The organism is Micromonospora humi (assembly GCF_900090105.1).
GTDB classification, from domain to species: Bacteria; Actinomycetota; Actinomycetes; order Mycobacteriales; family Micromonosporaceae; genus Micromonospora; species Micromonospora humi.
In genome coordinates, this window is record NZ_FMDM01000013.1 from 69,835 (window position 1) to 95,849 (window position 26,015).

At 74.7% G+C, this 26,015-nt stretch carries 27 protein-coding genes; 15 read left to right on the forward strand and 12 right to left on the reverse strand.

What is annotated here, in order from left to right:
- The 3 genes from GA0070213_RS23110 to GA0070213_RS23120 all read right to left on the reverse strand — a co-directional run bounded on the left by GA0070213_RS23110 (nt 1) and on the right by GA0070213_RS23120 (nt 2,386).
- Nucleotides 1-573, reverse strand: a complete 573-nt coding sequence (locus GA0070213_RS23110) for a DUF5709 domain-containing protein (RefSeq protein ID WP_091068669.1) — start codon at nt 571-573, stop codon at nt 1-3.
- A gap of 80 nt (nt 574-653) precedes the next feature.
- A complete protein-coding gene (locus GA0070213_RS23115; protein WP_091068673.1) occupies nt 654-1,328 on the reverse strand; it encodes an ATP-binding protein in 675 nt (224 codons plus the stop codon).
- Between the two features lie 56 nt (nt 1,329-1,384).
- Nucleotides 1,385-2,386, reverse strand: a complete 1,002-nt coding sequence (locus GA0070213_RS23120) for an SDR family oxidoreductase (RefSeq protein ID WP_091068676.1) — start codon at nt 2,384-2,386, stop codon at nt 1,385-1,387.
- Nucleotides 2,387-2,579: 193 nt separating this feature from the next.
- Here GA0070213_RS23120 and GA0070213_RS23125 point away from each other — a divergent pair, with 193 nt between their 5' ends.
- The gene (locus GA0070213_RS23125; protein WP_091068679.1) at nt 2,580-3,833 is read left to right on the forward strand and encodes a glycosyltransferase; all 1,254 of its coding nucleotides are present in this window, start codon (nt 2,580-2,582) and stop codon (nt 3,831-3,833) included.
- On the opposite strand, the gene GA0070213_RS23130 is transcribed toward GA0070213_RS23125, so the two are convergent.
- The 4 genes from GA0070213_RS23130 to aroA form a co-directional block, all read right to left on the reverse strand.
- A complete protein-coding gene (locus tag GA0070213_RS23130) occupies nt 3,731-4,687 on the reverse strand; it encodes a hypothetical protein (RefSeq protein WP_175441461.1) in 957 nt (318 codons plus the stop codon). The genes GA0070213_RS23125 and GA0070213_RS23130 overlap by 103 nt on opposite strands.
- 60 nt (nt 4,688-4,747) lie before the next feature.
- Nucleotides 4,748-5,566, reverse strand: coding sequence for a histidinol-phosphatase (gene hisN, locus GA0070213_RS23135; RefSeq protein ID WP_091068686.1), 819 nt, complete (start codon nt 5,564-5,566; stop codon nt 4,748-4,750).
- A gap of 60 nt (nt 5,567-5,626) precedes the next feature.
- Nucleotides 5,627-6,526 carry a ribosome small subunit-dependent GTPase A gene (rsgA, locus tag GA0070213_RS23140; protein ID WP_091069070.1) on the reverse strand — a complete coding sequence of 300 codons (900 nt, stop codon included), beginning with the start codon at nt 6,524-6,526 and terminating at the stop codon, nt 5,627-5,629.
- Between the two features lie 204 nt (nt 6,527-6,730).
- Nucleotides 6,731-8,032 carry a 3-phosphoshikimate 1-carboxyvinyltransferase gene (gene aroA, locus GA0070213_RS23145; protein ID WP_091068689.1) on the reverse strand — a complete coding sequence of 434 codons (1,302 nt, stop codon included), beginning with the start codon at nt 8,030-8,032 and terminating at the stop codon, nt 6,731-6,733.
- 103 nt (nt 8,033-8,135) lie between these two features.
- Here aroA and GA0070213_RS23150 point away from each other — a divergent pair, with 103 nt between their 5' ends.
- The 5 genes from GA0070213_RS23150 to rsrA all read left to right on the forward strand — a co-directional run bounded on the left by GA0070213_RS23150 (nt 8,136) and on the right by rsrA (nt 11,769).
- Nucleotides 8,136-8,843: an SOS response-associated peptidase gene (locus GA0070213_RS23150; protein WP_091068692.1), complete on the forward strand. Its 708-nt coding sequence runs from the start codon at nt 8,136-8,138 to the stop codon at nt 8,841-8,843.
- 212 nt (nt 8,844-9,055) lie between these two features.
- On the forward strand, nt 9,056-9,448 hold the full coding sequence (locus tag GA0070213_RS23155) for a WhiB family transcriptional regulator (RefSeq protein WP_091068696.1): 393 nt from the start codon (nt 9,056-9,058) through the stop codon (nt 9,446-9,448).
- A 334-nt stretch (nt 9,449-9,782) separates the two neighbouring features.
- Complete coding sequence (locus GA0070213_RS23160) at nt 9,783-10,397, forward strand: alpha/beta hydrolase family protein (RefSeq protein WP_091068700.1); 615 nt, start codon at nt 9,783-9,785, stop codon at nt 10,395-10,397.
- Between the two features lie 275 nt (nt 10,398-10,672).
- A complete protein-coding gene (locus tag GA0070213_RS23165; protein WP_091068704.1) occupies nt 10,673-11,479 on the forward strand; it encodes a sigma-70 family RNA polymerase sigma factor in 807 nt (268 codons plus the stop codon).
- 2 nt (nt 11,480-11,481) lie between these two features.
- On the forward strand, nt 11,482-11,769 hold the full coding sequence (gene rsrA, locus GA0070213_RS23170) for a mycothiol system anti-sigma-R factor (protein WP_091069073.1): 288 nt from the start codon (nt 11,482-11,484) through the stop codon (nt 11,767-11,769).
- 92 nt (nt 11,770-11,861) lie between these two features.
- Here the strand turns inward: rsrA and GA0070213_RS32805 are convergent, their stop codons facing one another.
- Nucleotides 11,862-11,936, reverse strand: coding sequence for a 50S ribosomal protein bL37 (locus GA0070213_RS32805; protein WP_369700219.1), 75 nt, complete (start codon nt 11,934-11,936; stop codon nt 11,862-11,864).
- Between the two features lie 225 nt (nt 11,937-12,161).
- On the opposite strand from GA0070213_RS32805, the gene GA0070213_RS23175 reads away from it, so the two are divergent.
- Both GA0070213_RS23175 and GA0070213_RS23180 read left to right on the forward strand, forming a co-directional pair.
- Nucleotides 12,162-12,377: a biotin/lipoyl-binding carrier protein gene (locus tag GA0070213_RS23175; RefSeq protein WP_091068708.1), complete on the forward strand. Its 216-nt coding sequence runs from the start codon at nt 12,162-12,164 to the stop codon at nt 12,375-12,377.
- Complete coding sequence (locus GA0070213_RS23180; protein ID WP_091068712.1) at nt 12,374-12,886, forward strand: GNAT family N-acetyltransferase; 513 nt, start codon at nt 12,374-12,376, stop codon at nt 12,884-12,886. Before GA0070213_RS23175 ends, GA0070213_RS23180 begins: the two co-directional genes overlap by 4 nt.
- A gap of 28 nt (nt 12,887-12,914) precedes the next feature.
- Here GA0070213_RS23180 and GA0070213_RS23185 read toward each other — a convergent pair whose 3' ends face one another.
- Nucleotides 12,915-13,484, reverse strand: a complete 570-nt coding sequence (locus GA0070213_RS23185; RefSeq protein ID WP_091068715.1) for a TetR/AcrR family transcriptional regulator — start codon at nt 13,482-13,484, stop codon at nt 12,915-12,917.
- Between the two features lie 119 nt (nt 13,485-13,603).
- Here GA0070213_RS23185 and GA0070213_RS23190 point away from each other — a divergent pair, with 119 nt between their 5' ends.
- Nucleotides 13,604-15,193, forward strand: a complete 1,590-nt coding sequence (locus GA0070213_RS23190; RefSeq protein ID WP_091068719.1) for an MDR family MFS transporter — start codon at nt 13,604-13,606, stop codon at nt 15,191-15,193.
- A gap of 112 nt (nt 15,194-15,305) precedes the next feature.
- Here GA0070213_RS23190 and GA0070213_RS23195 read toward each other — a convergent pair whose 3' ends face one another.
- Nucleotides 15,306-16,916: a tetratricopeptide repeat protein gene (locus GA0070213_RS23195; protein ID WP_091068724.1), complete on the reverse strand. Its 1,611-nt coding sequence runs from the start codon at nt 16,914-16,916 to the stop codon at nt 15,306-15,308.
- A gap of 190 nt (nt 16,917-17,106) precedes the next feature.
- Here GA0070213_RS23195 and GA0070213_RS23200 point away from each other — a divergent pair, with 190 nt between their 5' ends.
- Both GA0070213_RS23200 and GA0070213_RS23205 read left to right on the forward strand, forming a co-directional pair.
- Nucleotides 17,107-18,135 (forward strand): SIS domain-containing protein, encoded by a 1,029-nt coding sequence (locus GA0070213_RS23200; protein WP_091068728.1) that lies wholly within the window; start codon nt 17,107-17,109, stop codon nt 18,133-18,135.
- 24 nt (nt 18,136-18,159) lie between these two features.
- Nucleotides 18,160-19,707 carry a PAS domain-containing sensor histidine kinase gene (locus GA0070213_RS23205; RefSeq protein ID WP_091068732.1) on the forward strand — a complete coding sequence of 516 codons (1,548 nt, stop codon included), beginning with the start codon at nt 18,160-18,162 and terminating at the stop codon, nt 19,705-19,707.
- 27 nt (nt 19,708-19,734) lie between these two features.
- Here GA0070213_RS23205 and GA0070213_RS23210 read toward each other — a convergent pair whose 3' ends face one another.
- A complete protein-coding gene (locus GA0070213_RS23210; protein WP_091069078.1) occupies nt 19,735-21,612 on the reverse strand; it encodes a glycosyltransferase family 39 protein in 1,878 nt (625 codons plus the stop codon).
- 507 nt (nt 21,613-22,119) lie between these two features.
- Between GA0070213_RS23210 and GA0070213_RS23215 the strand changes: the two genes are divergently transcribed.
- From GA0070213_RS23215 to GA0070213_RS23225, 4 genes are read left to right on the forward strand one after another with little or no spacing between them, the layout of a single operon-like run.
- The gene (locus tag GA0070213_RS23215; protein WP_091068736.1) at nt 22,120-23,829 is read left to right on the forward strand and encodes a nitrite/sulfite reductase; all 1,710 of its coding nucleotides are present in this window, start codon (nt 22,120-22,122) and stop codon (nt 23,827-23,829) included.
- Complete coding sequence (locus GA0070213_RS31210; protein ID WP_139128717.1) at nt 23,826-23,984, forward strand: IS1 family transposase; 159 nt, start codon at nt 23,826-23,828, stop codon at nt 23,982-23,984. Before GA0070213_RS23215 ends, GA0070213_RS31210 begins: the two co-directional genes overlap by 4 nt.
- Nucleotides 23,981-24,745 (forward strand): phosphoadenylyl-sulfate reductase, encoded by a 765-nt coding sequence (locus GA0070213_RS23220; RefSeq protein ID WP_091068738.1) that lies wholly within the window; start codon nt 23,981-23,983, stop codon nt 24,743-24,745. Before GA0070213_RS31210 ends, GA0070213_RS23220 begins: the two co-directional genes overlap by 4 nt.
- Complete coding sequence (locus tag GA0070213_RS23225; protein ID WP_175441454.1) at nt 24,727-25,467, forward strand: sirohydrochlorin chelatase; 741 nt, start codon at nt 24,727-24,729, stop codon at nt 25,465-25,467. Before GA0070213_RS23220 ends, GA0070213_RS23225 begins: the two co-directional genes overlap by 19 nt.
- Nucleotides 25,468-25,530: 63 nt before the next feature.
- Here GA0070213_RS23225 and GA0070213_RS23230 read toward each other — a convergent pair whose 3' ends face one another.
- Nucleotides 25,531-25,788: a WhiB family transcriptional regulator gene (locus GA0070213_RS23230; protein ID WP_013288358.1), complete on the reverse strand. Its 258-nt coding sequence runs from the start codon at nt 25,786-25,788 to the stop codon at nt 25,531-25,533.
- Between the last annotated feature and the right edge of the window lie 227 nt (nt 25,789-26,015).

A 26,015-nucleotide genomic window follows, 5' to 3' on the forward strand; every position in this document is an offset into this window, starting at 1 on the left:
TCAGCGGGCCGGCGGCGGCTGGGTCTCGTGCACCGCCAGCTCCTCCGCGGTGGCCCCGCCGCCGGCGGCGCCCGCGTCGTAGGCGACGTTGTCGGTCTCCTGGTCGGTGTGCGCGCCCTCGTCCGGTTCGACCAGCCGGCCCACCTCGTGGTCGGCGACGGTGCCGAGCTGGCCGTGGTCGTAGACGGAGACCGGGGAGTGCGGGTCGGAGACCGGCCCCGGGTCGATCACGTCCGCGTCGAGCTGCGCCTGCGCGGCGGCCTCCTCGCTGTCCGCCTCGGCCGCGATCGCCGGGTCGACGGTGCCGGCCAGCGGGTCGTCGGCGGGACGCTCGTACTGCTCGCGGTCGAGCTTGTAGTCCAGCGACTCGCCGTCGAGCTGCTCCTCGGCGGTGGTGCCGAACCGGTCGACGGCGACCGGGGTGCGGTCGCCGGGGATCTGGGCCGGCTCCGGGCCGTCCGCCTCGCGCCCGGTCAGCACGTCGTCGTTGGCGGTCGAGTCGTCGTCGGCGGTGTCCGGCAGGCCCTCCGCCTCGGGATCGGACACGGGGGTGGGGTACTCGTCGTCGCGCATGGGAGTGACCTACCCACTGCGCTCACCGCATTAACCGCGACCGGCGGGGTGGATCGGGATCAACGGGGCGAAACGGCACCTCAGTTGCGGAAGGCCGCCTCGTCCTCGGCGTACAGCACGCACCAGACCACCTTGCCGTCGGGCAGCGGCGTGCTGCCCCAGCGCCGGGCCACCGTGTCGATGAGCAGCAGCCCACGACCGCCGACCGAGTCGACCGGCGCCGGCCCGGTGTACGCGGGACGCCCGGCGGCGTGGTCCCGGACCGCCACGTGCAGGGCGGCGCCGCGCGGGGCGAGCCGCAGCGTCATCGGGGTCGCCGCGTGCGAGACCACGTTGTTGACCATCTCGGTGACCGCGATGCAGGCCGGCTCGGCCAGCTCGGGCAGGCCCCATCGGGCGCACCCCTCGGCGATCAGCGAGCGGGCCACGCGTGCCGCCTCCACCACCGGTGGTAGCTCGACCTCGAGCAGGTCGGGTGGCGCCGGCCGGGGCTCCGGTGGGGCGCCCGAGTCCAGCAGCAGCTCGGCGGCCGGCCAGTCGGCGACCTCGCGGCGGACCTCGTGGAGCGCGTCGCGCACCGCCGGGTCGGGGATCCGCACCCCGGACAGGTCGACCCGCACCGGGCCCGGCCGCTGCCACAGCCGGGCGAGCAGCGTGCCCCGTACGGCCTCGGCCTCGGACCGGTCGAGCACACCCGTCAACCTGACCGTCGAGGATTCGTCGGTCTCGACCAGGCAACGCGCGTCCGTCCGCATGATCGTCCCATTGTGCACGTCGGTCCCGGCGCGCGCATCAGTCCGGTCGACGGGACTCACGCTCGCCCCGAACGGGAGCGCCGGTTGATCGCCGCGACGGTGCCGACCGCCGTGCCGGCGGCCGCCAGGCCGAACGCCGCCGTCATCCGCAGCAACTGGCCGCGCCGGCCGGACCAGCCGTCGGTCCGCTCGGCCGCCGAGCCGGGCGTGAAGACGTTGCCGGTGGCGTCCAGGCGGACGCCGGGGCCGAACTGGGTCCGCGCGGTGTACCAGCCGAGCGCCCGCTCGGCCAGCGCCGGGGCGAGCCGCCACTGGACCCCCATCAGCCGGGCCGCGCCGCCCGCGTACGCCTCGCGCCGGGGCCGGCGTAGCAGCCGGACCATCGTCTCGGCCACCATCTCCGGCGGGTAGACCGGCGGCGGCGGGGTCAGCTCGCGCCCGGTGTGGTTCGCCGCGTGCCGGAAGAACGGGGTGTCGATGCTGGCCGGCAGCACGGTGCAGAGCGAGATGGTGGTGCGACCGGTGACCCGGAGCTCCTGCCGCACCGTGTCGGTCAGCCCGCGAATGGCGTGCTTGGTCGCGTTGTACGCCGACTGGTACGGCATGGCCACCTCGGCCAGCACGGACGCGTTGTTGATCAGCACGCCGCCGCCGGCCGCGGTGAGCCACGGCAACGCGGCCCGGGTCCCGTGCACGGTGCCGAGCAGGTTCACCTCGACCACCCGGCGGAACTCGGCGACCGGGATCTCGTCGAACAGTCCCACCGTGCCCACGGCCGCGTTGTTGATCCAGGCGTCGATCCGGCCGAACTCGTCCGCCGCCCGGGCCGCCAGCAGCTCCACCGCGTCCGGATCGGTCACGTCGGTGGGCACCACGAGGGCCTGCCCGCCCAGGTCCCGGCAGTGCTCGGCGACGCGCCGCAACGCCGCCTCGCTCCGGGCGGCCAGCACCACCGCGACGCCCCGGCCGGCCAGCGCGTAGGCGGTGGCCGCACCGATGCCACTGGAGGCGCCGGTGATGACGACGGTGGCGTCGGCGAGACTGCGGGTGAGTGGCATTCCCCGGCGGTACCCCGACGCCGGCCGGTCATGCCGGCGAACCCCGCGCTGATCGGGTTCGGTCCGCCGTGCTGTCCCGTGGACGGGACGCCGGACACAGTGGCGATCTGCCAGGTTTGGGGCCACCGACCCCGGGTTAATGGGACGCTCTACCGGGAGACCCCGCTACCGAAGCAACGCATGGAGGTGCACCATGCGCGTCGGCCTTGTTTGCGCGCACGCCGGCTCGTCCACCGACGGTCCCACCGTCGGGACTCAGGAGCATATTGCGCGTGTGGCGGCTGAACTCGCCGCCCGGGGCCACGAGGTCCGCGTGTACGAGCGCCGCGACGCGGCCACCCAACCGGCCCTGGTCGAGCTGGACGGCTACCGCCTGGAGCGGGTGCCGGTCGGCCCGCCCGATCCGCTGCCCACCGGAGAACTGGTGCCGTACGTGGCCGAGTTCGGCCGCTGGCTGGCCGGCGAATGGTCCGGCGACTGGGCGCCCGAGGTGGTGCACGGGCACTACTGGGTGGGCGGGCTGGCCGCCGCGCACGCGGTCCGCGCCACCGACATCCCGGTGGTGCAGACGTTCCACTCGCTCGGCGTCGAGCAGCTCCGCCACCTCGGCCGCGGCTACGCCGGGCCGGGCCAGCGCATCCCGCTGGAACGGGCGCTCACCCGGGCCGTGGACGTGGCGGTCGCCCAGTGCAACGACGAGGTCGACGAACTGACCCGGATGGGCCTGCAACGGACCTCGGTGGCGATGGTGCCGACCGGTGTGGACACCGGATACTTCCACCCCGACGGCGAGGCGGCCCCCCGGGACCAGCGCCCGCGCATCCTCTCCGTGGGCGGGCTCGCGCCCGGGCACGGCCAGGACGACCTGATCCGGGCGATGCGCCTGGTCGGCGACGCGGAGCTGGTGATCGCCGGCGGCCCACCGGCCGAGCGGCTGGCCGGGCACGCGGAGGCACGCCGGCTGCGCGAGCTGGCCGAGCGGGCCGGGGTGGCGGAGCGGATCCAGCTCGTCGGCGCGGTGCCGCACGACCAGATGGCCACCTGGTACCGCTCCGCGGACGTGGTGGCCTGCACCCCGCACTACTCCTCCGCCGGCCGGGTGTCGCTGGAGGCGATGGCCTGCGGCGTGCCGGTGGTCGGCTACGCCATGGGCGGCATCGCCGACGCGGTCGTCGACGAGGTGACCGGCAAGCTGGTGCCGCCCGGCGACGTGCGCACCCTCGGGGTCACCCTGCGCCGGATGCTCACCGACAACGCCGGCCGGTTCGCGTACGGGCACGCGGCCGTGGACCGGGTGCGGTGCAGCTACACCTGGGAGCGCACCGCCGCCGCCCTGGAGCGGCTCTACGAGCGGGTGATCGGCCGTCGCCGGCCGGCCATGCCGGTGGAGCCGACGCCGCCGGTCGAGGTGGTCGTCTCCGAACGCGGGCCGGTCGAGGCGGCCTGAGCCGGCACCACCCCGGCGCCGATCATCGCCGGTTCCCGGTCCCGGGCGGTCACGTGGTGGTGCTGCGGCTCGGCGTACCGGGTCAGGCCCACCACGGCCGCCAGGGTGACCAGGAAGCCGAGCCCGGCCAACCACTCCCGGCCCGGCCAGATCTTGTCGTTGAGCAGCAGCAACCCGACGATCGCGGCGGGCACCGCCCCGGCCGCGTCCATCGCGGCCACCGCCGCGGTGGTCGACCCGCGTTGCATGGCCAGGCCGAGCAGCAACTGGCCGACCACCGAGTGGGCGATCAGCAGGTAGAGCAGCGGGTCACGGACGAACGCCTCCGCCGAGTCGGCGGAGGCGAGCGGGCGGGCGGCGACCGCGGCGGCCGAGAACGCCATCCCGGCCAGCGACCCGAGCACCACCGAACCGAGCGCCCCCCGTAACCGGGCGGCGAAGAAACCCGACCCGGCGATCAGGCCGAGCGCCGCCACCAGGCCTACCAGCCCGGCGGTGCCGAGCTGCCGGGACGGCGCCGGCTCGGCCGCCAGCACCAGCGCGGTGATGCCGCCGAACAGCAGCACCAGCAGCACCACCTCGGCGGCCGGCAGGCGCCACTTGAGCACCAGCACGCCCAGCACCGCGGTGACCCCGAGCCCGGCCGCCACCGACGCCTGGACCAGGAACAACGGCAGGTCCCGCCGGGCCAGGAAGGCCAGCACGAAGCCGACGACCTGGCAGGCCAGGCCGATCAGGTACGTCCGGTGACCGGCCAGCCGCAGCAGCAGCCCCGGGTCGAAGGTGTGGTGCACGGTGGTCCGCGCCGCGGCCACCGACTGGAGGAGGTTGGCGAAGCCGTACGCGACGATCATCGCCGCGAGAAAGCACCAACCGGAGGAGACCACCTGGCGAGGATAGAGGCTCGGGCCCCCTCAGCGCTCGGCCGGCCGGCCGAGCCGGCCCAGGATGTCCTCGTGCAGCCGGCCGTTGCTGGCCACGGCGCTGATGTCGGCGGCGTCGACGCCGGCCGGTGCGGGTCGCCCGGCCAGGTCGGTGAACCGGCCTCCCGCCTCGGTGACGATCGGCACCAGCGCGGCGACGTCCCACAGCGACAGCTCCGGCTCCACCATCACGTCCAACGCGCCCTCGGCCAGCAGCACGTAGCCGTAGAAGTCGCCGTACGCCCGGCTGCGCCAGGTGTCCCGCATGAGCTGGAGCATCGCGTCCAGCCGGCCGGCCTGTTCCCAACCGGTCAGCGAGGAGTAGCAGACGCTCGCGTCGGCCAGCGCCGAGACACCCGAGACCCGGATCGGCGTGCCGTCCGCCGCGCCGGTGCCGGCGAACGCGCCCGCGCCGAGCGCGCCCCACCAGCGCCGGCCCAGCGCCGGAGCGGAGACCAGCCCGAGCACCGGCCGATCGTGCTCCAGCAGCGCGATCAGGGTGGCCCAGACCGGTACGCCCCGGACGAAGTTCTTCGTCCCGTCGATCGGGTCGACCACCCAGCGCCGCCCGTCCGGGCCGGCCGGCGGCTGCTCCCCGTACTCCTCGCCGAGCAGGCCGTCGGCGGGGCGGTGGGTGGCCAGCAGCGCGCGGATCTCCCGCTCCACGGCGGTGTCCGCGTCGGAGACCGGCGTCAGGTCCGGCTTCGACTCCACCCGCAGGTCGAGCGCGCGGAACCGGGCCGACGAGACCGCGTCGGCGGCGTCGGCGAGCAGGTGGGCGAGGGCGAGGTCGTCGGCGTACCCGGTCATGGTCGACACGCTAGCGCCGCCGCCGCGGCCGGGACCGGCGGGTGCCGTGCGGCCCGCCGGTCAGGAACCGGCGAGCGGATCACCGGGGTTGCGCTCCGGCTCGCGCGCGTCGCCCTCGCCGCTCTGCGAGGCCAGCAACCGACGGTACGAGGCCAGCCGGCGCGGGTCCGCCTTGCCGGCGGCGACCCAGGCGTCCAGCGCGCAGGTCGCCTCGTCGGCGGTGTGCGGACAGTTGGCCGGGCAGTCGACGGTCGCCTCGACCAGGTCGGGGAAGCCGTGCAGCAGGCTCTCCGCGGAGACGTGCGCCAGCCCGAAGCTGCGCACCCCCGGGGTGTCGACGATCCAGCCCGGGTCGCCGCCGGCCCGCGCGCCCGGCTCCGGCGGCAGGCGCAGCGCCACCGCGCTCGTCGAGGTGTGCCGGCCCCGCCCGATCGCGCTGACCGTGCCGACCGCCCGCTCCGCCTCCGGGACCAGGCGGTTGACGAGCGTCGACTTGCCCACCCCGGAGTGCCCCACCATCACCGAGACCCGCCCGGCGAGCAGCGTGCGCAGATCGGCCAGCTCGGAACCCGGCCGGATCAGCACGTACGGCAGCTCCAGCTCGGTGTAGTAGCCGAGCACCGCCTCCGGGCCGGCCAGGTCGGCCTTGGTCAGGCAGAGCAGCGGCTCGATGTCCGCGTCGTACGCGGCCACCAGGCAGCGGTCGATGAACCCGGTACGCGGCGGCGGGTCGGCCAGCGCGCTGACGATCACCAACTGGTCGGCGTTCGCCACCACCACCCGCTCCAGCCGCCCCTCGGCGGTGGTGTCGTCGTCGTCGGCGGTGCGCCGCAGCACGGAGGTGCGCTCGGCGATGCGCACGATGCGGGCCAGCGCGCCGGGTGCGCCGGAGACGTCACCGACCAGACCCACCCGGTCGCCCACCACCACCGACTTGCGGCCCAGCTCGCGGGCGCGCATGGCGGTGACGACCGGATCGTCGAGGCCGGCGTCCGGTCGGACGCAGGTGTAGCGACCGCGGTCGACCGCGATCACGAACCCGTCGACCGCGTCGTCGTGCCGGGGTCGGGTGCGGGTGCGGGGCCGCGACGACCGGCCGGGGCGCACCCGGACGTCGTCCTCGTCGTACTCCCGCCGCCTGGTCGCCAGGACGTCCCCCCGCTGTCAGTTCTTGCCGGTCACCATTCCCGACCATAGTGCCGGGAACTCCGGCATGGTCTTCGAGGTGCACGTCACGTCGTCGACCTCGATGCCGGGGACGGCCAGCCCGGCGACCGCCGCGGCGTGCGCCATCCGGTGGTCGGCGTACGTCCGGAAGGTCCCGCCGCGCAGCGGGCGGGGCCGGATCTCCAGGCCGTCGCGGGTCTCGGTGATGTCGGCGCCCAGCGCGGTGAACTCCTTGGCCAGCGCGGTGACCCGATCGGTCTCGTGGCCCCGGATGTGGCCGATGCCGGTCAGCCGGGACGGCGTGTCGGCCAGCAGGGTGAGCGCGCTCAGCACCGGGGTCAGCTCACCGACGTCGGAGAGGTCGGCGTCGAGGCCGCGCACCGTGCCGGTGCCCCGCACCCGCAGCCCGTCGGTGCCGAGCGTCACCTCGCCGCCCATCCGGTGCAGCAGCTCGCGCAGCCGCTCCACCGGCTGGAGGCTGCTGCGCGGCCAACCCTGGAGGGTGACCTCACCGCCGGTGACCAGGGCGGCGGCGAAGAACGGCGCGGCGCCGGAGAGGTCGGGCTCGATCTCCCAGCCGCGCCCGGTGAGCGGGCCGGGCTCGACCACCCAGACGTCGGGGGTGGTGTCGTCCACCGCCGCCCCGGCGGCGCGCAGCATCTGCACGGTCATCCGCACGTGCGGCGCGGAGGGCACCGGTGGGCCCTCGTGCCGGACCACCACGCCCCGGTCGAAGCGGGGCCCGGCGAGCAGCAGCCCGGAGACCAGCTGGCTGGACGCGGAGGCGTCGATGACCACCTCGCCGCCGGCCACCCGGCCGGCGCCCAGGACGACCAGCGGCAGGCTGCCGACCGGTGGGGCGTCGATGCGGACGCCGAGCGCGCGCAGCGCGTCGATCAGCGGGCCGAGCGGACGGGTGCGGGCGTGCGGGTCGCCGTCGAAGGTGACCCGGCCGGCCGCCAGCCCGGCCACCGGGGGCAGGAAGCGCATCACGGTGCCGGCCAGGCCGACGTCGACGTGCGCCGGGCCGACCGGCGGGTGCGGCCGGACCAGCCATCGTTCGTCGTCGGAGATCGACACGTGCGACCCGAGCGCGCGCAGGCCACCGGCCATCAGCTCGGTGTCCCGGGCGCGCAGCGGCCGGTCGAGCGTCGACGGCCCGCTGGCCAGCGCGGCGAGCACCAGGGCCCGGGCGGTCATCGACTTGGAGCCGGGCAGGCGCAGCGTCGCGGCGACCGGGTCGCTCGCGGTCGGCGCGGTCCACGGCTGCGGCGGACGCGTAGCGGTCGGATTCCCCACGCCCTCATTCTGCCAACCCGACACCGCCGGTGGGACCGGTCGTCGGGCCTGCTCCCGGTGGGCGGGACAGCCGGATCGGCCGGGTGGGGCTAGCGTGGGCGCCATGTGCGGGAGGTACGCGACGACCCGGAGCGCGGGCGACCTGAGCGCGCTGTTCGAGGCGGCCGACCCGGCCGGTGCGGTCGGGCCCGACTTCAACGTCGCGCCGACCGATCCCGCGCCGTTGGTGCGGCTCGCGCCCGAGGGGCACCGGCTGCTCTCGCTGGGTCGCTGGGGGCTGCTTCCGCCCTGGGCCCGCAGCGCGACCGGCGCCGCCCGGATGATCAACGCGCGGGCCGAGACGGTCGCCACCAGCCGGGCCTACGCCCCGTCGTTCGCCCGCCGTCGCTGCCTGGTCCCGGCCGACGGGTGGTACGAGTGGGTCCGTCGGCCCGACGGCGGCCGGCAGCCCTACTTCATGACCCCGCGCGACGGCTCGGTGCTGGCCTTCGCGGGCATCTGGTCGGTCTGGGAGTCGACCGGGTCGTCCCGGCTCACGTTCAGCGTGCTGACCACCGCGGCCCTCGGCGAGCTGGCGGAGGTGCACGACCGGATGCCGCTGCTGCTGCCCCGGGAGCGGTGGGCGTCCTGGCTCGGCCCGACCGACGAGCCGGCCGCGTTGCTCGTTCCGCCCGACACCGGGCAGCTGGCCGGGTTGGAGATCCGGCCGGTCTCGACGGCGGTCGGCGACGTCCGCAACGACGGCCCGGAGCTGATCGCCCGGGTCGTGCCGGCGGGTGCGGAGGCCGACGCCGAACCGACGCTGTTCTGATCACACTCAGCACATTGTCGAGTGCTGATTTGCCGGGGTTGCGCCTGATACGTCGCCCGGCCGTTTAGTCATGTTTACCGAAGACACTTGTCCCCGCGTGCGCGAGTGCGATAGAACACAGCGCCGGTGATGGGCGTCTGTTCGCACGGGGCGGATGACATCCATCGATCTCTAGCAAGATCTTCGCCGGTCCCACGGGGGAGGTGGGTGTATTGACACGGGCACGCATGCCGCGCCCGCACGAGGTGGCCGCCGCGCGGCGTGATCCGCGCCTGTTGCGGGCCTTGCGCGAACGGCGCCAGGACGAGGCGTGGCGCACCAGGGGAACCTGCCAGAGCGTCGATCCGGAGACGTTCTTCCCGGCGCCCAACGAGCCGGCCGACGCGGCGGTGGCACTCTGCCGCACCTGCGACGTGCAGGGCTCCTGTCTGGCCTGGGCGCTGGAGGTGGGCGACTGCCACGGCGTCTGGGGCGGCACCACGCCGCGGGAAAGGCGGGCCATGCTGGTCGCCTGGCGCAGCGAGGTGCAGCCGGATCCGGACGCGGTCGACGAGCCCGGTCCGCCGGTGCGCGACCGCCTGCTCACCCTGGTGCCGCTGAGCTGACGCCGACGTCGCCCGTGGCCCGCCTGCCGGCCACGATCGACGTCGGCTGCCGCCCGGGGTGGTCCGGCCGGCGACGGAGCGGCCACCCCGGGGTGGTCCGGCCGGCGATGGCGTCCCGCGTCGGGTCTACCCGGCGTCTGCGTGCCGGCCGGCCGCCTGTGGCGTCTGGGTGCCGGCCAGGTGGCGATGGCGTCTGGGTGCCGGGGCCGGGTGGCGATGGCGTCTGGGTGCCGGGGCCGGGTGGCGATGGCGTCTGGGTGCCGGATCGGTCCGGCGGCGACGGCTGTCGCCGGGTCTGCGTCGCCGGGCGATGTGCCGTGCGCAGAATGGGCCGGTGCGGCACGACGACGAGATCGACACACCGAGGGGACCGGCCCGCATCCGGCTCGACCCGCCGTCGGTGGCCGGCGGCACCGTGCTGGTGCTGGGTCACGGCGCGGGCGGCGACGTCGACGCGCCGGATCTCGTGGCGGTCCGCGACGCGGTGTGCGGCGCCGGGGCGGGGGTGGCGTTGGTGACCCAGCCCTACCGGGTCGCCGGGCGGCGCGCGCCCGCGCCGGCCGGGCACCTGGACGAGGCGTGGGCCGTGGTGCTGGCCGAGCTGCGTCGACGCCTGCCGGAGGCCGGCCGCTGGGTGGTGGGCGGTCGGTCCAGTGGCGCGCGGGTGGCCTGCCGGACCGCCGACGTGGTCGGGGCGGCGGGCGTGGTGGCGTTGGCGTTCCCGCTGCATCCGCCCGGCCGGCCGGAGCGTTCCCGGGCCGGCGAGCTGGGCACCGGCCTGCCCACGCTGGTGGTCAACGGTGACCGGGACCCGTTCGGCGTACCCGATGCCGGGCCCGGGATCGAGGTGGTCGTCCGGCCGGGGGAGCGGCACGACCTGCGGCGGGATCCGGCCGGCACGGCCGAGGTGGTGCGCGGGTGGCTCGCGGCCCGGGGTTGGCTGCCGTGACGTCGGCCTGAGGCCGGAACCGTCCTGCTCCGGGCATGGGCATCGGCGTGCGTGACCGTCCCTGGTGGGCGGTCGTTGCACCGGTTGGTGCCGTCCGCCCGGTTCGGGCGGGGCCGGGACCACCTCCCAGGCCCTTCCTGGTCCCAGCGTCGGTCGCGGCCGAGGCTGGGGCCGGGACGGGTGGCCGTCCCTCCGACGCGCATCGCGGAATGCGGTGGCCCGTGGTCCGCGTTGACCCCCTTGGAACGACATTGTCAGCGCGAGGGGGGTGACCGGTGCCGATCGAGACACGGAGCCGGGAGCGGGACGAACGGGACGAACGGCAGCTCCGGCGGCTGCTCGACGCGCCGGAGTGGCCCGCGGCGGCGTCGGCCGTGAGCACCGGCACACACTCGGGAAGTGAATCTGCCGTCAGGCGGGTACGCGTATCCTCGGCGGGAAAGCATCCGACGCGAGGGGATGTGCGGTTGACCACCGAGAAGACGGACGAGCGCAGGGCCCGCTTCGAGCGGGACGCGATGCCCTTCGTCGACCAGCTCTACGCTGCCGGGCTGCGGATGACCCGCAACCCGGCGGATGCCGAGGACCTGGTCCAGGAGACATACCTGAAGGCGTACGCGGCCTTCCACCAGTTCGAGCAGGGCACCAACCTGAAGGCCTGGCTGTACCGGATCCTGACCAACACCTACATCAACTCCTACCGGAAGCGGCAGCGCCAGCCGGTCCAGGCGCCGACCGACGAGATCACCGACTGGCAGCTCGCCGAGGCGGAGTCGCACACGTCCAGCGGCCTGCGCTCGGCCGAGACCGAGGCGCTCGACCGGCTGCCGGACAGCGACGTCAAGGAGGCCCTCCAGCAGTTGCCGGAGGAGTTCCGCCTGGCGGTCTACCTGACCGACGTCGAGGGCTTCTCCTACAAGGAGGTCGCCGACATCATGGGCACGCCGATCGGCACCGTGATGTCCCGCCTGCACCGCGGCCGACGCAATCTGCGGAAGCTCCTGGAGCGTTACGCGGCGGAGCGCGGGTTCAGCGCCGCGCCGTCGAAGGGTTCGACCGCCGCCGCCGGCCGGGAGGTGTGACCGTGAGTTGTGGACAACCGCACGAGACGGACTGCCGTGAGGTGCTCGCCGAGGTCTACCTCTACCTCGACCTGGAGTGCGGCGAGGAGCGCCGGGTGCTGATCCGGCACCACCTGGACGAGTGCGGGCCGTGCCTGCGCGAGTACGGCATCGAGCAGGAGGTCAAGGCCCTGGTCGCCCGGTGCTGCGGTAACGAGGCGGCGCCCGAGAAGCTGCGCGAGCGGCTCCGGCTGCGGCTGACCGAGCTGGTGGTGTTCGAGACCAGCGAGTCCCGCGAGCTGGCCGACTGAGGTCGGCGACCGATCAGACACCGGTGGCCCGGGTCCACGTGGACCCGGGCCACCGGTGTGTCCGGCCCCGGGCCGGCGTCGCTGATCGGTGATCAGGAGTTGGGGCGCTTGCCGTGGTTGGCGCCGCTCTTCTTCCGGGCCTTCTTCTTCCGGGCCTTCTTCGCCATGCTCTGCCTCCTCGTACTGGTCACGGTCCGGCCGCGGGCGAGCGCGGCGGAGGTCGCGTGCGGCCGGCGGATCGCCGGGCGCCGACCCGCACGATGCTAGTGCCGCCGCTGCCGCGCCGGGCGCGGTGGGGCCGCGTCGCGGGCCGGTGGTCAGCGGGCCGGCGTGACCGGGGTCATGGTTGGATACGTTCGCAGGACCCGTCGGACTTGAGGGAGGGCCCGGAGATGGCCGAGGAGATCCGCGCCGAGATGGTGGCGAACGTCTGGAAGGTCGTCGCGTCGGCCGGGGACACCGTGTCCGAGGGTGACACGCTGGTGATCCTGGAGTCGATGAAGATGGAGATCCCGGTGGTCGCCGAGTCCGACGGCGTGGTGCAGCAGCTCGCGGTGAACGAGGGCGACGTGGTGCAGGACGGCGACCTGATCGCGGTGATCGGTTGACCGGCCCGCTCGTCCGCCGGGCCCGGCCGGCGGACTTCCCGGCGGTGGCCCGCCTGACGGTGGCCGCGTACGAGGCGGACGGCCAGCTCAAGGCCGAGAACGGGTACGAAGCGGTGCTCGCCGACGTGGCCGGCCGGGCGGCGACAGGTGAGGTGCTGGTCGCGGTGGACGAGTCCACCGGCGCGGTGCTCGGCGCGGTGACGTTCGTGCTGCCCGGCACCCCGTACGCGGAACTCGCCGGGCCCGGCGAGGCCGAGTTCCGGATGCTCGCGGTCGATCCGGCCGCGCAGGGTCGGGGCGCCGGCGCGGCGCTGGCGGAGGCGTGCGTGGCGCGCGCCACCGAGCTGGGGTGCGTGGCCGTGGTGATCTGCGTGCGCGCCGGCATGTCGGCGAGCGCGCGCCGGCTCTACGACCGGCTCGGGTTCGTCCGCGTGCCGGAGAAGGACTGGACCCCCGCGCCCGGCGTCGACCTGCTCGGCCTGCGCCTGGACCTGACCGCCGCCCGCTGAGCCGGCCCGCACCGTCCCGGTCGTCGGCTCAGTCGCCGTCGCCGATCCTGGCGAGCAGCTCGTCCGCCACCTCCAGGGCGATCTTCTTGCGCTCCTCGTCGGTGACCCCGGGGGCGCGCACCGCGAACCAGCTGCTGTGCACCGCGAACAGGGTGAGCGCGGCGCGCAGCTGCGCGGCGGGCGACTCGTCGCCGCGGCTCAACTCACCGGCGAGCCGCATCATCCGGTCACGCATCTGCTGACCGACGACGAGGCTCTTCAGCAGGGTCTGGTTCTGCTCGAAGAAGCGCATCACCTTGGGCAGCTCGCCGGCGAACATGCTGTCCGCGTACCGGCCGATGAGGGTGCGCCGGGTCGCCAGCGTGGCCGGCTGCTCGGCGGCCCAGGCGATCAGCTCGTCCATCCGCCGCAGTCGGTCGTCGGCGAAGCTGCTGACGATCTCGTCCTTGCTCTTGAAGTGGTAGTAGAGCGCGGCCTTGGTCACGTTGAGCCGCTCGGCGATCTCCCGGAGCGAGGTCTTCTCGTACCCCTGCTCGGTGAAGAGCTCCAGCGCGACGGCCTGGATCCGTTGCCGTGTGCCGCCTGTGCTCTCGCTCACCCGACCGACACCTTCCAATCCGCTTGACGTTGTCCTCGCATCGAGCTTACCGTGCGGCTGGTAAGTCAACTAGCCGGGCGGCAAGTAAGTCGATCACCGATCTGCGGGGGAGCCTACCCATGAGTCAACCAACCCCGGTCACCGCGAAACCGAACGTCCGGGTCGTCCTGTTCGGCCTGATGATCGCGATGATGCTCGCGATGCTCGACAACATGATCGTCAGCACCGCGCTGCCGCGCATCGTCTTCGAGTTCGGCGGCGCCGACCACTTCACCTGGGTGGTCACCGCCTACGTGCTGGGCACCACGGTCTCCACCCCGATCTGGGGAAAGCTCGGTGACCTCTACGGCCGCAAGGCGGTCTTCCTCACCGCGGTGGTCGTCTTCCTCGTCGGCTCCGCGCTCTGCGGCATGTCCGGCTCCGGCGTCTTCGGCGGCACCGACAGCGGCATGATCGAGCTGATCGCGTTCCGGGCGGTCCAGGGCCTCGGCGCGGGCGGTCTGATGGTCGGCGTCATGGCGATCATCGGTGACCTGGTCCCGCCCCGCGAGCGCGGCCGCTACCAGGGCATGATCGCCGGCATCATGGCCATCGCCATGGTGGCCGGCCCGCTGGTCGGCGGCTTCATCACCGACAACCTCTCGTGGCGCTGGGCGTTCTACGTCAACCTGCCGCTCGGCGGCGTGGCGCTGCTGGTCCTCGCCACCACCATGCACCTGCCGAAGTACCGCACCGAACACAAGATCGACTGGCTGGGCGCGGCGCTGCTCTCCGTCGGCATCACCGCGATCGTGCTGGTCACCACCTGGGGCGGCAACGAGTACGCCTGGGCCTCGCCGCAGATCCTCGGCCTGGCCGTGCTGGCCGCGCTCGCGCTGGCCGCGTTCGCGGTGGTGGAGCGGCGGGTGCCCGAGCCGATCCTGCCGCTCGGCCTGTTCACCAACCGCAACTTCGCCCTCATCTCGGTGATCGGCTTCCTGCTCGGCTTCGCCATGTTCGGCGCGATGAACTTCCTGCCGCTCTACCAGCAGACCGTGCAGGGCGCCTCGGCCACCAACAGCGGCCTGCTGCTGCTCCCGCTGATGTTCGGCATGCTCGTGGTCTCGCTGGTGGTCGGCCGGACGATCACCAAGACCGGCCGCTACCGTGCCTTCCCGATCATCGGGGGCGTGGTGATGGCGCTCGGCATGGGCCTGCTCAGCCTGCTCGACCTCGACACCAGCAAGGCCCAGTCCTCGCTCTACATGGTCGTGCTCGGCGTGGGCATGGGCTTCCTCATGCAGACCTCGATGCTGATCGCGCAGAACAGCGTCGAGCAGAAGGACCTGGGTGCGGCGAGCGGCGCGGCCACCTTCTTCCGCTCCATCGGTGGCTCGTTCGGCGTCTCGCTCTTCGGCGCCGTCTTCGCCAACCGGCTGGCCGACTCGCCGGCCGGGCCGGCGTTCGCCACCAAGGGCGGCGGCGAGGGCGGCGCGATGGACCTGGAGAAGCTCAAGGAGCTCACCGGCCCGGCGCGGGAGCTGGTGCTCGGTGCGCTCTCCGACGCCATCTCGCACGTCTTCCTCTGGGCCGTCTTCTTCACCGTGGCGGTCCCGGTGCTCGCCTGGTTCATCAAGGAGGTGCCGCTGCGCGCGACGAACGACGCCCCGCCCGCCGGTGCCACGCCGGAGGACGAGGCCGAGGTCGCCCTCGGCAAGGCCCCCGTCTGAGGAGGTAAGGAGGGGGCCCCGGTTAACGCCTGGCGTGGTGGAGGGGCCCCTTCTTAACGCCGCCGCGGGACGCCGCGGCGAGGCGCCGAGCGGCGGCGTCGCCGACGCGTGCTCAGGCGCGGCGGAACAGGCCGGTGAGGCGTCGCCACAGGCGGCGCAGCGGGCCGGCCCCGGCCTCGGCGACCACCGACTCGGCGGTGGCGCGGGTGGCCGGATCGAGGGCCGGAGTGGCGCGTGCCAGGTGCGCCAGCGACACCGCCGCCGGGCTGCGGCGGGCGGCGCCGACCGCCACCCCGGCGAGCCGCCCGGCCACCAGGCCGGCCACGTCGGCGCGGACCGCCGGGTCCACCCAGGCGGCCGTGACCAGGGCGAACAGTGCCGCCTCGGCGACCGCTCCCGGCTCGCCCCCGGCCAGTTCCCGCAGCACCCGGCGGCGCGTCGACTCCGCCCACGGCTCGTCGGTGCGGTGATGCAGCAGGCCGAGGCAGGCCCAGACCTGCGCGCAGCGCGCCCAGAGCGCCGGGTCCTGGTCGCCGAGCACCCGGCCCAGCGCGGTGGACGGCGCGTCCGGCGGGAACGTCACCAGGCCGAGCAGGTCGGCCAGGTCCAGCGTGGCCAGCCCGACCGCGGCGTCGTAGGCGGCCGGCGGGTGCGGCCAGGCCGGATGGGCCAGGTGCTGGAGCCGCCGTGCCGCGTTCGCCGACGGGCGCGCGGCGTCGGCGGACGGCGCGGGGACGGGATCCGGACCGGCGGGGGTGACCTGGCCGAGCCACGGGCGCCCACGGCAGCACTCGGCGAGGTCCCCGTGCTCGTGCGAGTCGTCCGGATGGTCCCGGACGAAGTCGGCGAGCGCCACCAGGTGGTCCACGTCGCCGTCGCGCTGGAAGCGCAGCCGGTGTGCGGTGTGCACGGCGCAGTCGAACGTCGGGTCCTTGGCCAGCGCCCGGTCGACCCACACCAGCGCCGTGTCGAGCTTGCCGTGGTCGGCCAGCGTGCCGGCGATGTCCGCGTAGACCGCCAGGTCGTCCGGGTCGAGCGCGACCGCCCGTTCCAGCGCGGCGAGCGCGTCGGTGGGGCGGCCGGCGCTGCGGTACGCGTACCCGAGCCACACCTCGCCGAGTTTGGTGGGCTCCGCGCGTACCCCCCGGGTGGCCCAGCCGACCGCGAGGGCGACCTCGCCGAGGCGCCGGGCCAGCGCGGACGCGGCGCCCAGCAGCAGCGGGTGCGTGGGGTGCACGGCGATCGCGTTGCGGGCCAGGGTGAGGTAGGGCAGCAGCGGTTCGTGCAGCCGGCGCGGGACGGGGTCGGGCGTGGCGGCGCAGACCTGCATGAGGATCCGGGCGGTGCGTTCGGGGTCGAGCCGCTCGGGCAGGTCGGCCGCGGTCACCCAGGGCACGGCGGCCCACGGCGCGCCGGGGGCGTAGCCGGTGGCGGCGGCCAGCAGGTCGAGTCCTTCGGCGGGCCGGCCGGCGGCGGCGAGCAGGTGTGCGCGGGCCACCACGGCACCGACGAAGGCGTGCTGGCCGAGCGGGAAGAGGTCCAGGTCGCCGCCGCTGGCCGCGGCGAGCCGGGACAGCGTCTCGTGCGCCTCGGGCAGGGTGGGGGAGCGCACCAGCGCGGCGGCGACGTGGTCGGCGGCGTGCTTGAGGTCGCCCTCGCCCAGCGCCAGCCGGGCCAGCGCGAGTTCCTCCTCCGCGGAGAGCGCGGCGTCGTCCTCGGGCACGTCGTCCTTTCCTCGCCGGCGGGTCTGTCGGTCAGCCGGGCCAGCGTAGGGGATCTTGCCAACCAATGGTGATCCACTGCGCAGTAGTGTTCGTTGCTTTGCTTCAGGCGGCAGAAACGTGCAAGACTGAGCATCGAACGCGCGGCAATCGCGCAGAAGGGGGTGCGGGGTGACCCGACCAGGGGCCGGCATGGCAGCCGACATCGACGAGCAGCCGGCGGGCTACGAGCGGCTGCTCTCCACCGAGCACGCCACGGCGATCGCCGAAGTCGCGGCCGTCGTCGCCGACCGGCGACCCCGCCACGTGGTCTTCACCGCCCGGGGCACCTCCGACCACGCCGCGCTCTACGCCGCCTACCTCACCGAGATCCGCCTCGGGCTCCCCGCCGGGCTCGCCTCGCCCAGCGCGGTCACCCTCTTCGGCGCCCGCCCCGACCTCTCCGACGCGCTCGTCGTCGGCGTCAGCCAGAGCGGCGGCTCGCCCGACCTGGCCGAGGTGCTCCGGGTGGCCCGGGCCTCCGGCGCGCTCACCCTCGCGGTCACCAACAACCCCGACTCGCCGCTGGTGGAGACCGCCGAACTCAGCGTGGACATCGCCGCCGGCCATGAGCGCGCGGTCGCCGCCACCAAGACCTACACCGCCGAGCTGCTCGCGCTGCTCATGCTGGTCGAGGGGGTACGCGCCGGCGACGGCGCGCTGCCGGCCGAGGAGCGGGCCGCCCTGGCCCGGCTGCCCGAGCTGGCCGCCCGCACGCTGGCCGACGACACCCCGGCCCGGCTCGCCCCGCGCTACCGGTTCGCCGCCCAGCTCGTCACCACCGGCCGGGGCTACGCGTACCCGACCGCCCGGGAGGCGGCGCTGAAGCTGATGGAGACGTCCTACCTGCCGGCGCTCGCCTTCTCCGGCGCCGACCTGCTGCACGGCCCGCTCGCCATGACCGACCCGGACGTGCCGGTGCTCGCCGTGGTCGGCTCCGGCCCCGGCGGCACGTCGATGCGCGAGGTGCTGCCCCGGCTCGGCGAGCGCCGCGCCGACGTGGTGGTGGTCGGCTCCGCCGACGTCGGCACCACCCGGATGGCGGTGCCGGACGTCGACGAGCGCTACGCGCCGCTGCTCGACATCCTGCCGCTGCAACGGCTCGCCCTGTCCCTGGCGCTGGCCCGGGGCGAGGACCCGGACGCACCACGCGGTTTGAAGAAGGTCACGGCGACGATGTGAGCCCGGCGTGGCACGCTGTGGGGCGTGTCCACCCTCCGTGACCTCGCCGAGGAGCACACCGCGCTCCGGCCGGCCGACATCGACCACCTGCACCGCATCGCCGGTGACTGGCAGCTGCTGTCCGACCTGTCCTTCGCCGACCTGCTGCTCTGGGTGCCGGTGGACGGCGACGGCACCTTCCTCTGCGTGGCCCAGGTGCGCCCGACCACCGCCCCGACCGCCTACCTGGACGACCAGGTCGGCCGGATCGTCGGCGGCCCCGAGGTGGCGCACCTGGAGGTCGCCCACCGGCAGGGGCGGATCTGGCGGGAGGGCGACCCGGTCTGGTACGGCGACGTGCCGGCCCGGCACGAGGCCATCCCGGTGCGGCTGCGCACCGGCGACGGGGAGAACGGCGAGGTCATCGCCGTGGTCGGCCGGGACACCAACCTCTCCACCGCGCGCACCCCGAGCCAGCTCGAACTGAACTACCTGACCACCGCCGACGACCTCGCCCAGATGATCGCCGACGGCACGTTCCCGCCGCCCCGGCACCCGGGCGAGACCACCTCCGCGCCCCGGGTCGGCGACGGCCTGGTGCGGCTGGACGCCAACGGCAAGGTCACCTACGCCAGCCCGAACGCCCAGTCCGCGTACCGCCGGCTGGGTTACGCGTCCCACCTGGTCGGGGAGGACCTGGCCAAGCTGCACCGCCGGCTGGCCGGCGACCCCCTCGACGGCACCGAGGCGGGCAACGCGGTGCTCGCCGCGCTGCGCGGCGAGGCACCGCCCCGGCGGGAGATCGACGCCCGGGGCGCCACCATGCTGACCCGGGCGCTGCCGCTGATGCCCGCCGGGGTGCCGATCGGCGCGCTGGTGCTGGTCCGCGACATCACCGAGGTACGCCGCCGCGACCGCGCGCTGATCACCAAGGACGCCACCATCCGGGAGATCCACCACCGGGTGAAGAACAACCTGCAGACCGTCGCCGCGCTGCTGCGCCTCCAGGCCCGCCGGGTGGCCATGCCCGAGGCGCGGGTCGCGCTGGAGGAGTCGGTACGCCGGGTCGCCTCCATCGCGCTGGTGCACGAGACGCTCTCCATGTCCAGCGACGAGGCGGTGGAGTTCGACGGCATCGTGGACCGGGTGGCCAGCGCCGCGACCGAGGTGGCCGCCACCGAGGTGACCGTCGGCATGCGCCGTAGGGGCAGCTTCGGCATACTGCCCGCCGAGATCGCCACCTCGCTGGTGATGGTCCTCAACGAGCTGCTGCTCAACGCCGTCGAGCACGGCTTCCCGCCGGCCGACGAGGAGGCGGAACCCGCACCGGCCGACGCGCCGCGACCCGAGGTGGTGGTCTCGGTGCACCGGCTGCGCAAGGAACTGCACGTCTCGGTCACCGACAACGGCCGGGGCCTGCCCGGCCAGTTCGACGCCGAGCGCGGCGGCAACCTCGGGCTCCAGATCGTCCGGGCGCTCGTCACGGGCGAGCTGCGCGGCACCATCGCGCTGCGTGACGGCGCGGCCGGCGGCACCGAGGCGGTCCTCGTCGTCCCGCTGGCCCGGGGCACCACCGACCGCCTGTCCGGCTGAGCCTCGGGTCGGCGACGGTCCGGGCGTTCACCTGGCGAGCAGGGCCACCGTGAGGCCCGGGCGGGGCCAGACCTGGCGGACCGTGAAGCCGTCGCGCAGCGCCTCGCCCTTGACCCCGGGCACCGCCGCCAGCGGGTCCGCCCGGCGACCGGTGACCACCAGCCAGACCCGGTCCACGCCGGCCAGGCAGCGGGCCGGGTCGCCGCACTCGACGGCCCAGAGGCTCGCGTTCGCCCGCTGGTCGCGCACCACCAGCACGTCACGCGGTCGCCGCGACCCCAGGTGGTACGCCAGGCCGAGGTCCGGAAAGAGCCACCCGTCGCGGGGCGAGTAGACGATCGCGTCTCCCGGACGCCGGCCTCCGGCCACGATCCCGGCCGCGCCCGCGTAGTCGACCGGGGCGCTGCGAGGCCACTCGTGGGTCCGGCGCAGCGCCGCCTGGTCGGGCAGGCCGAGCAGCCCGGCCAGGGCGACCACGGCCACCGCCGCCGCGAGCCCCCTGCCGTCCGATCCCCTGCCGTCCGATCCCCTGCCGGCCGCTCCCGGTCCGGGCGGTGGTGTTCGGGTCGGGCTGGTTCGCGCTGGTCCTGGTTCGGGCGGTCCCGCCGCGGCGGGACCGGCGCCGGCCGGCGCCGGTCCGGCCAGCGCGGCCCCGGCCGGCAGGCAGGCGAACGGCAGGATGAAGACCAGGTAGCGGGTCACCCAGAGCGGCACCACCGTGCCGGCGGCGAAGAGCAGCAGCACCGGCAGCAGCACCGCCGCCCCGGGCAGCAGCGCCCGCCGACCGAGCCGGACCGCGCCGAGCGCGGCGAGAGCCAGCACGAACCCACCGACCGCGCCGCTCTGCGCCAGCCCGCCGGGCAGCGAGGCCAGATCCGGCAGGCGCGCCGGGTCCACCCAGTCGAGCTGCCGGCCGCGCTGGCCCCGGGCGACAAGTGCCAGCGGGACGACGAGCACGACGGCCGGCACCAGCGCCAGCAGCCACCACGCGAGCACTCGCCGGCCGGTCACCGGTGTCCCGGGGTCGCCCCGATCCGTGCCGCCCACGTCCCTCGGCTGCGTTCCCGGGCCGTCGGTTGGGTTCGCGTCGCGATCCTCGCTCGCGTCGTGCTCGCTGCTCGCCGCGTGCGGTGACACCCATGGCGTTCCACCCGCGGTCGATGTCGCCGGTGAGTGGAACGCCATGGGTGTCTCCCGGGTGCCGTGACACCCATGGCGTTCCACTCCCGGTCGGCGTCCGGGGCGGGTGGGACGCTGTGGGGGTGAGGGCTGGGTGGGTGGGTCGAGGCCGGCGGCGGCCGGGCCGCGTGCGGTGGTCAGCAGCACCGCCACGGCGTGCGCGGCGAGCAGGGTGAGCGCGATGAGGTGGAGCAGGCCGAGCGCGGCGACCGCGACGGCGTACCCGGCCCAGCGCCGCCACGTCGGCCGGCGCAGTCCGTCGACCAGCAGCAGCGTGGCGAGCACGGCGAGCAGCGTGGCGAGCGCGTACGGGCGGGCCTCCTGGCCGTACCGCGAGGTGGCCGGCAGCACGCTGAACAGCAGTCCGGCCAGCAGCCCGGCCCGGTCACCGGCGAGCCGCGCGCCGAGGCGGGCGGTCAGTGCGGCGGCACCGGCCATGGCGAGCGCGGAGGGCAGGCGCAGCGCGGTGGGCGAGGTGCCGGCCAGCGCGGTCCAGGCGTGCATGAGCAGGTAGTACGGGCCGGTGGCGGCGTCGATGGTGCCGGTCAGGCGGGCCAGGTCGGGAAGGGGGCGGGTGGCGGCGCTCCAGGTGGCCAACTCGTCCCGCCAGAGCTGCGCGTGGCCGATCCCGACCAGCGTGACCGCGAGCGTGAGCAGGCCGGGGACCGCCCACACCGGCCAGCCGAGGCGGACTCGGGACGGCGCGGGCTCGGCGTAACCGCTCACACCCCGCAGCGTCACACGCCCACCCGCCCCCACCACCCCGCTCCGCCGATTCCACCCCGGCGCGGTTGCCTCGACGGAGTCGACCAAGGAGTTCGCGTCCCGGGGAGAGCCCTCCGCCGACCCGAACTCCTTGATCACCTCAAGGGAGGGAGGGGTGGGGTGGGAGTGACGCTGGTCACGAGGGGTGGGGGGTGGACGGGCGTCGATCTGGGCGGCGTTGGCCCGTGATGTGGGATCGGCGGGCCTGGCGGTGGTCGGGCCTGCCGTGGTGTGGCAGCATGAGGCGCATGACCGCCGCTGTCGTCCGCCGCTTCGTGGCCCGTCGCCACGTCGACTACGGCCGCGTGCGCAGCGCGATCTGTCCGGCCCACTGACGACGCCCGACCCATCCGTCTCGGGCGCGTATCCGCGCCGGCCGTCATCGACATCGCCGTCCACGGCCCCTGAAGGGCCGGCCGTCGCGTCCGCGCTCCCAGGCACCGCAGCAGACAAACGGAGGACGCCGCGATGGCGGTCAGCAGCACCCCCACCCGCCCGGACCAGCCGGCTCCCGCCGCCCGGGCGCCCCGTCGGCCGCGTGGCGAGGGCCAGTGGGCGCTCGGGCACCGCGAGCCGCTCAACCCCAACGAGCGGATCAAGAAGGACGACGACCCGCTGAACGTGCGGGACCGGATCGAGAACATCTACGCCCACCGGGGTTTCGCCTCGATCGACCCGCAGGACCTGCGCGGCCGGTTCCGCTGGTGGGGCCTCTACACCCAGCGCAAGGCCGGCATCGACGGCGGACGCACCGCCGTGCTGGAGCCGCACGAGCTGGAGGACGAGTTCTTCATGCTCCGGGTGCGGGTGGACGGCGGCCAGCTCAGCCTGGCGCAGCTCCGGGTGATCGCGGAGATCTCCCGGGAGTTCGCCCGGGACACCGCCGACATCACCGACCGGCAGAACATCCAGTACCACTGGATCCGGGTCGAGGACATGCCGGAGATCTGGCGCCGGCTGGAGGCGGTCGGCCTGCAGACCACCGAGGCGTGCGGGGACTGCCCGCGGATCGTGCTCGGCAGCCCGGTCGCCGGGGTGGCCCGCGACGAGCTGCTCGACCCCACCCCCGCGATCGACGAGATCGTCCGCCGGTACGTCGGCGACAAGCAGTTCTCCAACCTGCCCCGCAAGTTCAAGACCTCGATCTCCTGGCTCGTCGACACCCCGTACGAGGCGAACGACATCGCGCTGCTCGGGGTGGACCACCCGGAGCACGGGCCGGGCTTCGACGTGTGGGTCGGCGGCGGGCTCTCCACCAACCCGATGCTGGCCAAGCGGCTCGGCGTCTGGGTGCCGCTGCACGAGGTGCCGGACGTGTGGGCCGGCGTGGTCGGCATCTTCCGCGACTACGGCTACCGCCGGCTGCGCAACCGGGCCCGGCTGAAGTTCCTGGTCGCCGACTGGGGCGTGGAGCGGTTCCGCGAGGTGCTGGAGAAGGACTACCTGGGTCGGGCCCTGCTCGACGGGCCGGCCGCGGAGCTGCCGGCGAAGCCGGTCGACCACATCGGCGTGCACCCGCAGCGCGACGGCGCCAACTACGTGGGGGCGGCCCCGGTGGTGGGTCGGGTCTCCGGCACCCAGCTCGCCGCGCTGGCCGACGTGGTGGAGGCGCACGGCAGCGACCGGGTGCGGCTCACGCCGTACCAGAAACTGCTCGTGCTGGACGTGGCGCCGGAGCGGACCGAGGAGCTGGTGACGGCGCTGCGGGGGATCGGCCTGGAGGCCCGGCCGTCGGCCTGGCGGCGCGGCACCATGGCCTGCACCGGCATCGAGTTCTGCAAGCTGGCCATCGTGGAGACGAAGCGGCGCGGCGAGGAGCTGGTGGCCCGGCTGGAGGAGCGGCTGCGCGACTTCGACGCGGACATCTCCATCCACCTCAACGGCTGCCCGAACGCCTGCGCCCGCACCCAGGTCGCGGACATCGGGCTCAAGGGCCAGCTCGTGGTCGGCCCGGACGGCCGGCAGGTCGAGGGCTTCCAGGTGCACCTCGGCGGCGGGCTCGGCATGGCCGCCGGGCAGACCGCCGGCTTCGGGCGCAAGCTGCGCGGCCTGAAGACCACCGCCGACGAGCTTCCGGAGTACGTGGAACGGCTGGCCCGCCGCTATCTGGCCGGCCGGAGCGACGGCGAGAGCTTCGCCAACTGGGTGATCAGAGTCGACGAGGAGGAACTCCGATGAGTGATGCCCGATCTGCGCCTCTCTACTGCCCGTACTGCGGCGAGGAGGACCTGCGACCGCACGAGGCCGGCCACGGCGCCTGGGAGTGCCACGCCTGCGCGCGGGTCTTCTCGGTGAAGTTCACCGGCCTGCTGAGCCGGGCGGTGAACCGGTGACCGGCCTGCTCTCCGCCGCCGGCCTGGGTCTGGTCGGCGCGACCGCGACCGCCCCGGCGGACGAGGCCCGGCGGGATCCGGAGGAGCTGCGCGCGCTGGCCGAGGAGGCCGGGCGGGAGCTGGCCGACGCGCCCGCGTTGGAGATCGCCCGCTGGGCGGCGCAGACGTTCGGCGACCGGTTCTGCGTGACCAGCTCGATGGCGGACGGCGTGGTGGCGCACCTGGTGTCCCGGGTCGCGCCCGGCGTCGACGTGGTGTTCCTGGACACCGGCCTGCACTTCCCGGAGACGCTCCGGGTCCGCGACGAGGTGGCCCGGCGGATGCCGGTGCGGGTCCGCTCGATCCGGCCCCGGATGACGGTCGGCCAGCAGGACGGCCAGTACGGCCCGCGCCTGTTCAACAGGTCCCCGGACGAGTGCTGCCAGTTGCGCAAGGTGGAGCCGTTGGAGCGGGCGCTGGCCGGGTACGACGCCTGGGCCGCCGGGCTGCGCCGGGACGAGTCGCCGACCCGGGCCAACACGCCGGTGGTCGGGTTCGACCCGCGACGCGGCAAGGTCAAGGTGAACCCGATCGCGGCCTGGACGCAGCGCGAGGTGGACGCGTACGTGGCCCGCCACGACATCCCGGTCAACGAGCTGTTCGCCCGGGGCTACGGCTCGATCGGCTGCTGGCCGTGCACCCGCCGGACGAAGGCGGGGGAGGACCCCCGGGCCGGCCGGTGGGCGATGTTCGAGAAGACCGAGTGCGGCCTGCACACCTGACGGGCGCGCCGCCCGTGGTGCTGGTGGCGCACGGCAGCCGTGATCCGCGCGCGGCGGAGGCGACCCGGGCGTTGGCGCGGGCGGTGGCCACCGCCTGCCCGGGCCGGCCGGTGCGGCCGAGCTGGCTCGACCACACCGATCCCGGGCCGGCCGGCGTGCTGCGCGACCTGGCCGCCGACGGGCACTCCCGGGTGGTCCTGGTGCCGTTGCTGCTGACCGCCGCGTACCACCGGAAGGTGGACATCCCGGCGGCGGTGGCGTCGGCGGGCGTCGACCTCGACGTGCGGGTGACGGAGGTGCTGGGGCCGTCCGACGGCGTGGTCGACGGCCGGTTGCTGGCCGCGCTGCGGCGCCGGCTGGGCGAGGCGGCCGGCGCGGACGCGGACGCGGTGGTGCTGGCCGCGGCCGGCACCCGCGATCCCGGGGCCCGCGCGTCGGTGGGCCGGGTGGCCGCGGCGCTCGGCGCCGGCCTGGGCGTGCCCTGCCGCGTCTCGTACGCCTCGGCGGCGCCCCCGGAGGTCGGCGGCGCGGTGACGCGGCTGCGCGCGGCGGGCGCCCGCCGGGTCGCGGTGGCTGCCTACTTCCTGGCCCCGGGCCGGTTCCACGACGGGGTACGCGCGGCGGCCCGCTCGGCCGGCGCGGTGGCGGTCGCCGAACCGCTCACCGACCTGCCGGAACTGGCCGACCTGGTGCGTCGACGGGTGACGGCGGCAACGGACTGACCGGAGCGGACAGCGCGACGCCCCGGCCGGGATCCCGGCCGGGGCGTTCGCGTGTGATGTGGGTCAGGCGGAGTGAGCGCGCAGCACCCGGAGACCGCCGCGGCGCTTGACCGCGCGGCGCTCCTCCTCGCTCATCCCGCCCCAGACGCCGGCGTCCTGACCGGACTCCAGCGCCCACTGCAGGCACTGGTCGGTCACGGGGCAGCGCCGGCAGACGGCCTTCGCCTGCTCCACCTGCAGGAGGGCCGGACCGGACGTCCCGATCGGGAAGAACAGCTCCGGGTCCTCGTCGCGGCAGACCGAATCGTGGCGCCAGTCCATGGCGGCAACACTCCTCATTCTTAGTGGATGGCTGGATAACGCTTTGTTGCTATTCCTATATGCATCCGCATTGCCGATCGGTGACGGTCAGCATCCGTCAATTCGGCGCTGCGTGAGCAGGCTGCTGGCCCCCGGACCTGCTGGAACAGCTCAACCTGACGAGCATATCCAGGCAATGTCGCGGTAACACGAGTTCGCTTGTGAATACTTTCACGAACTACAGCGAT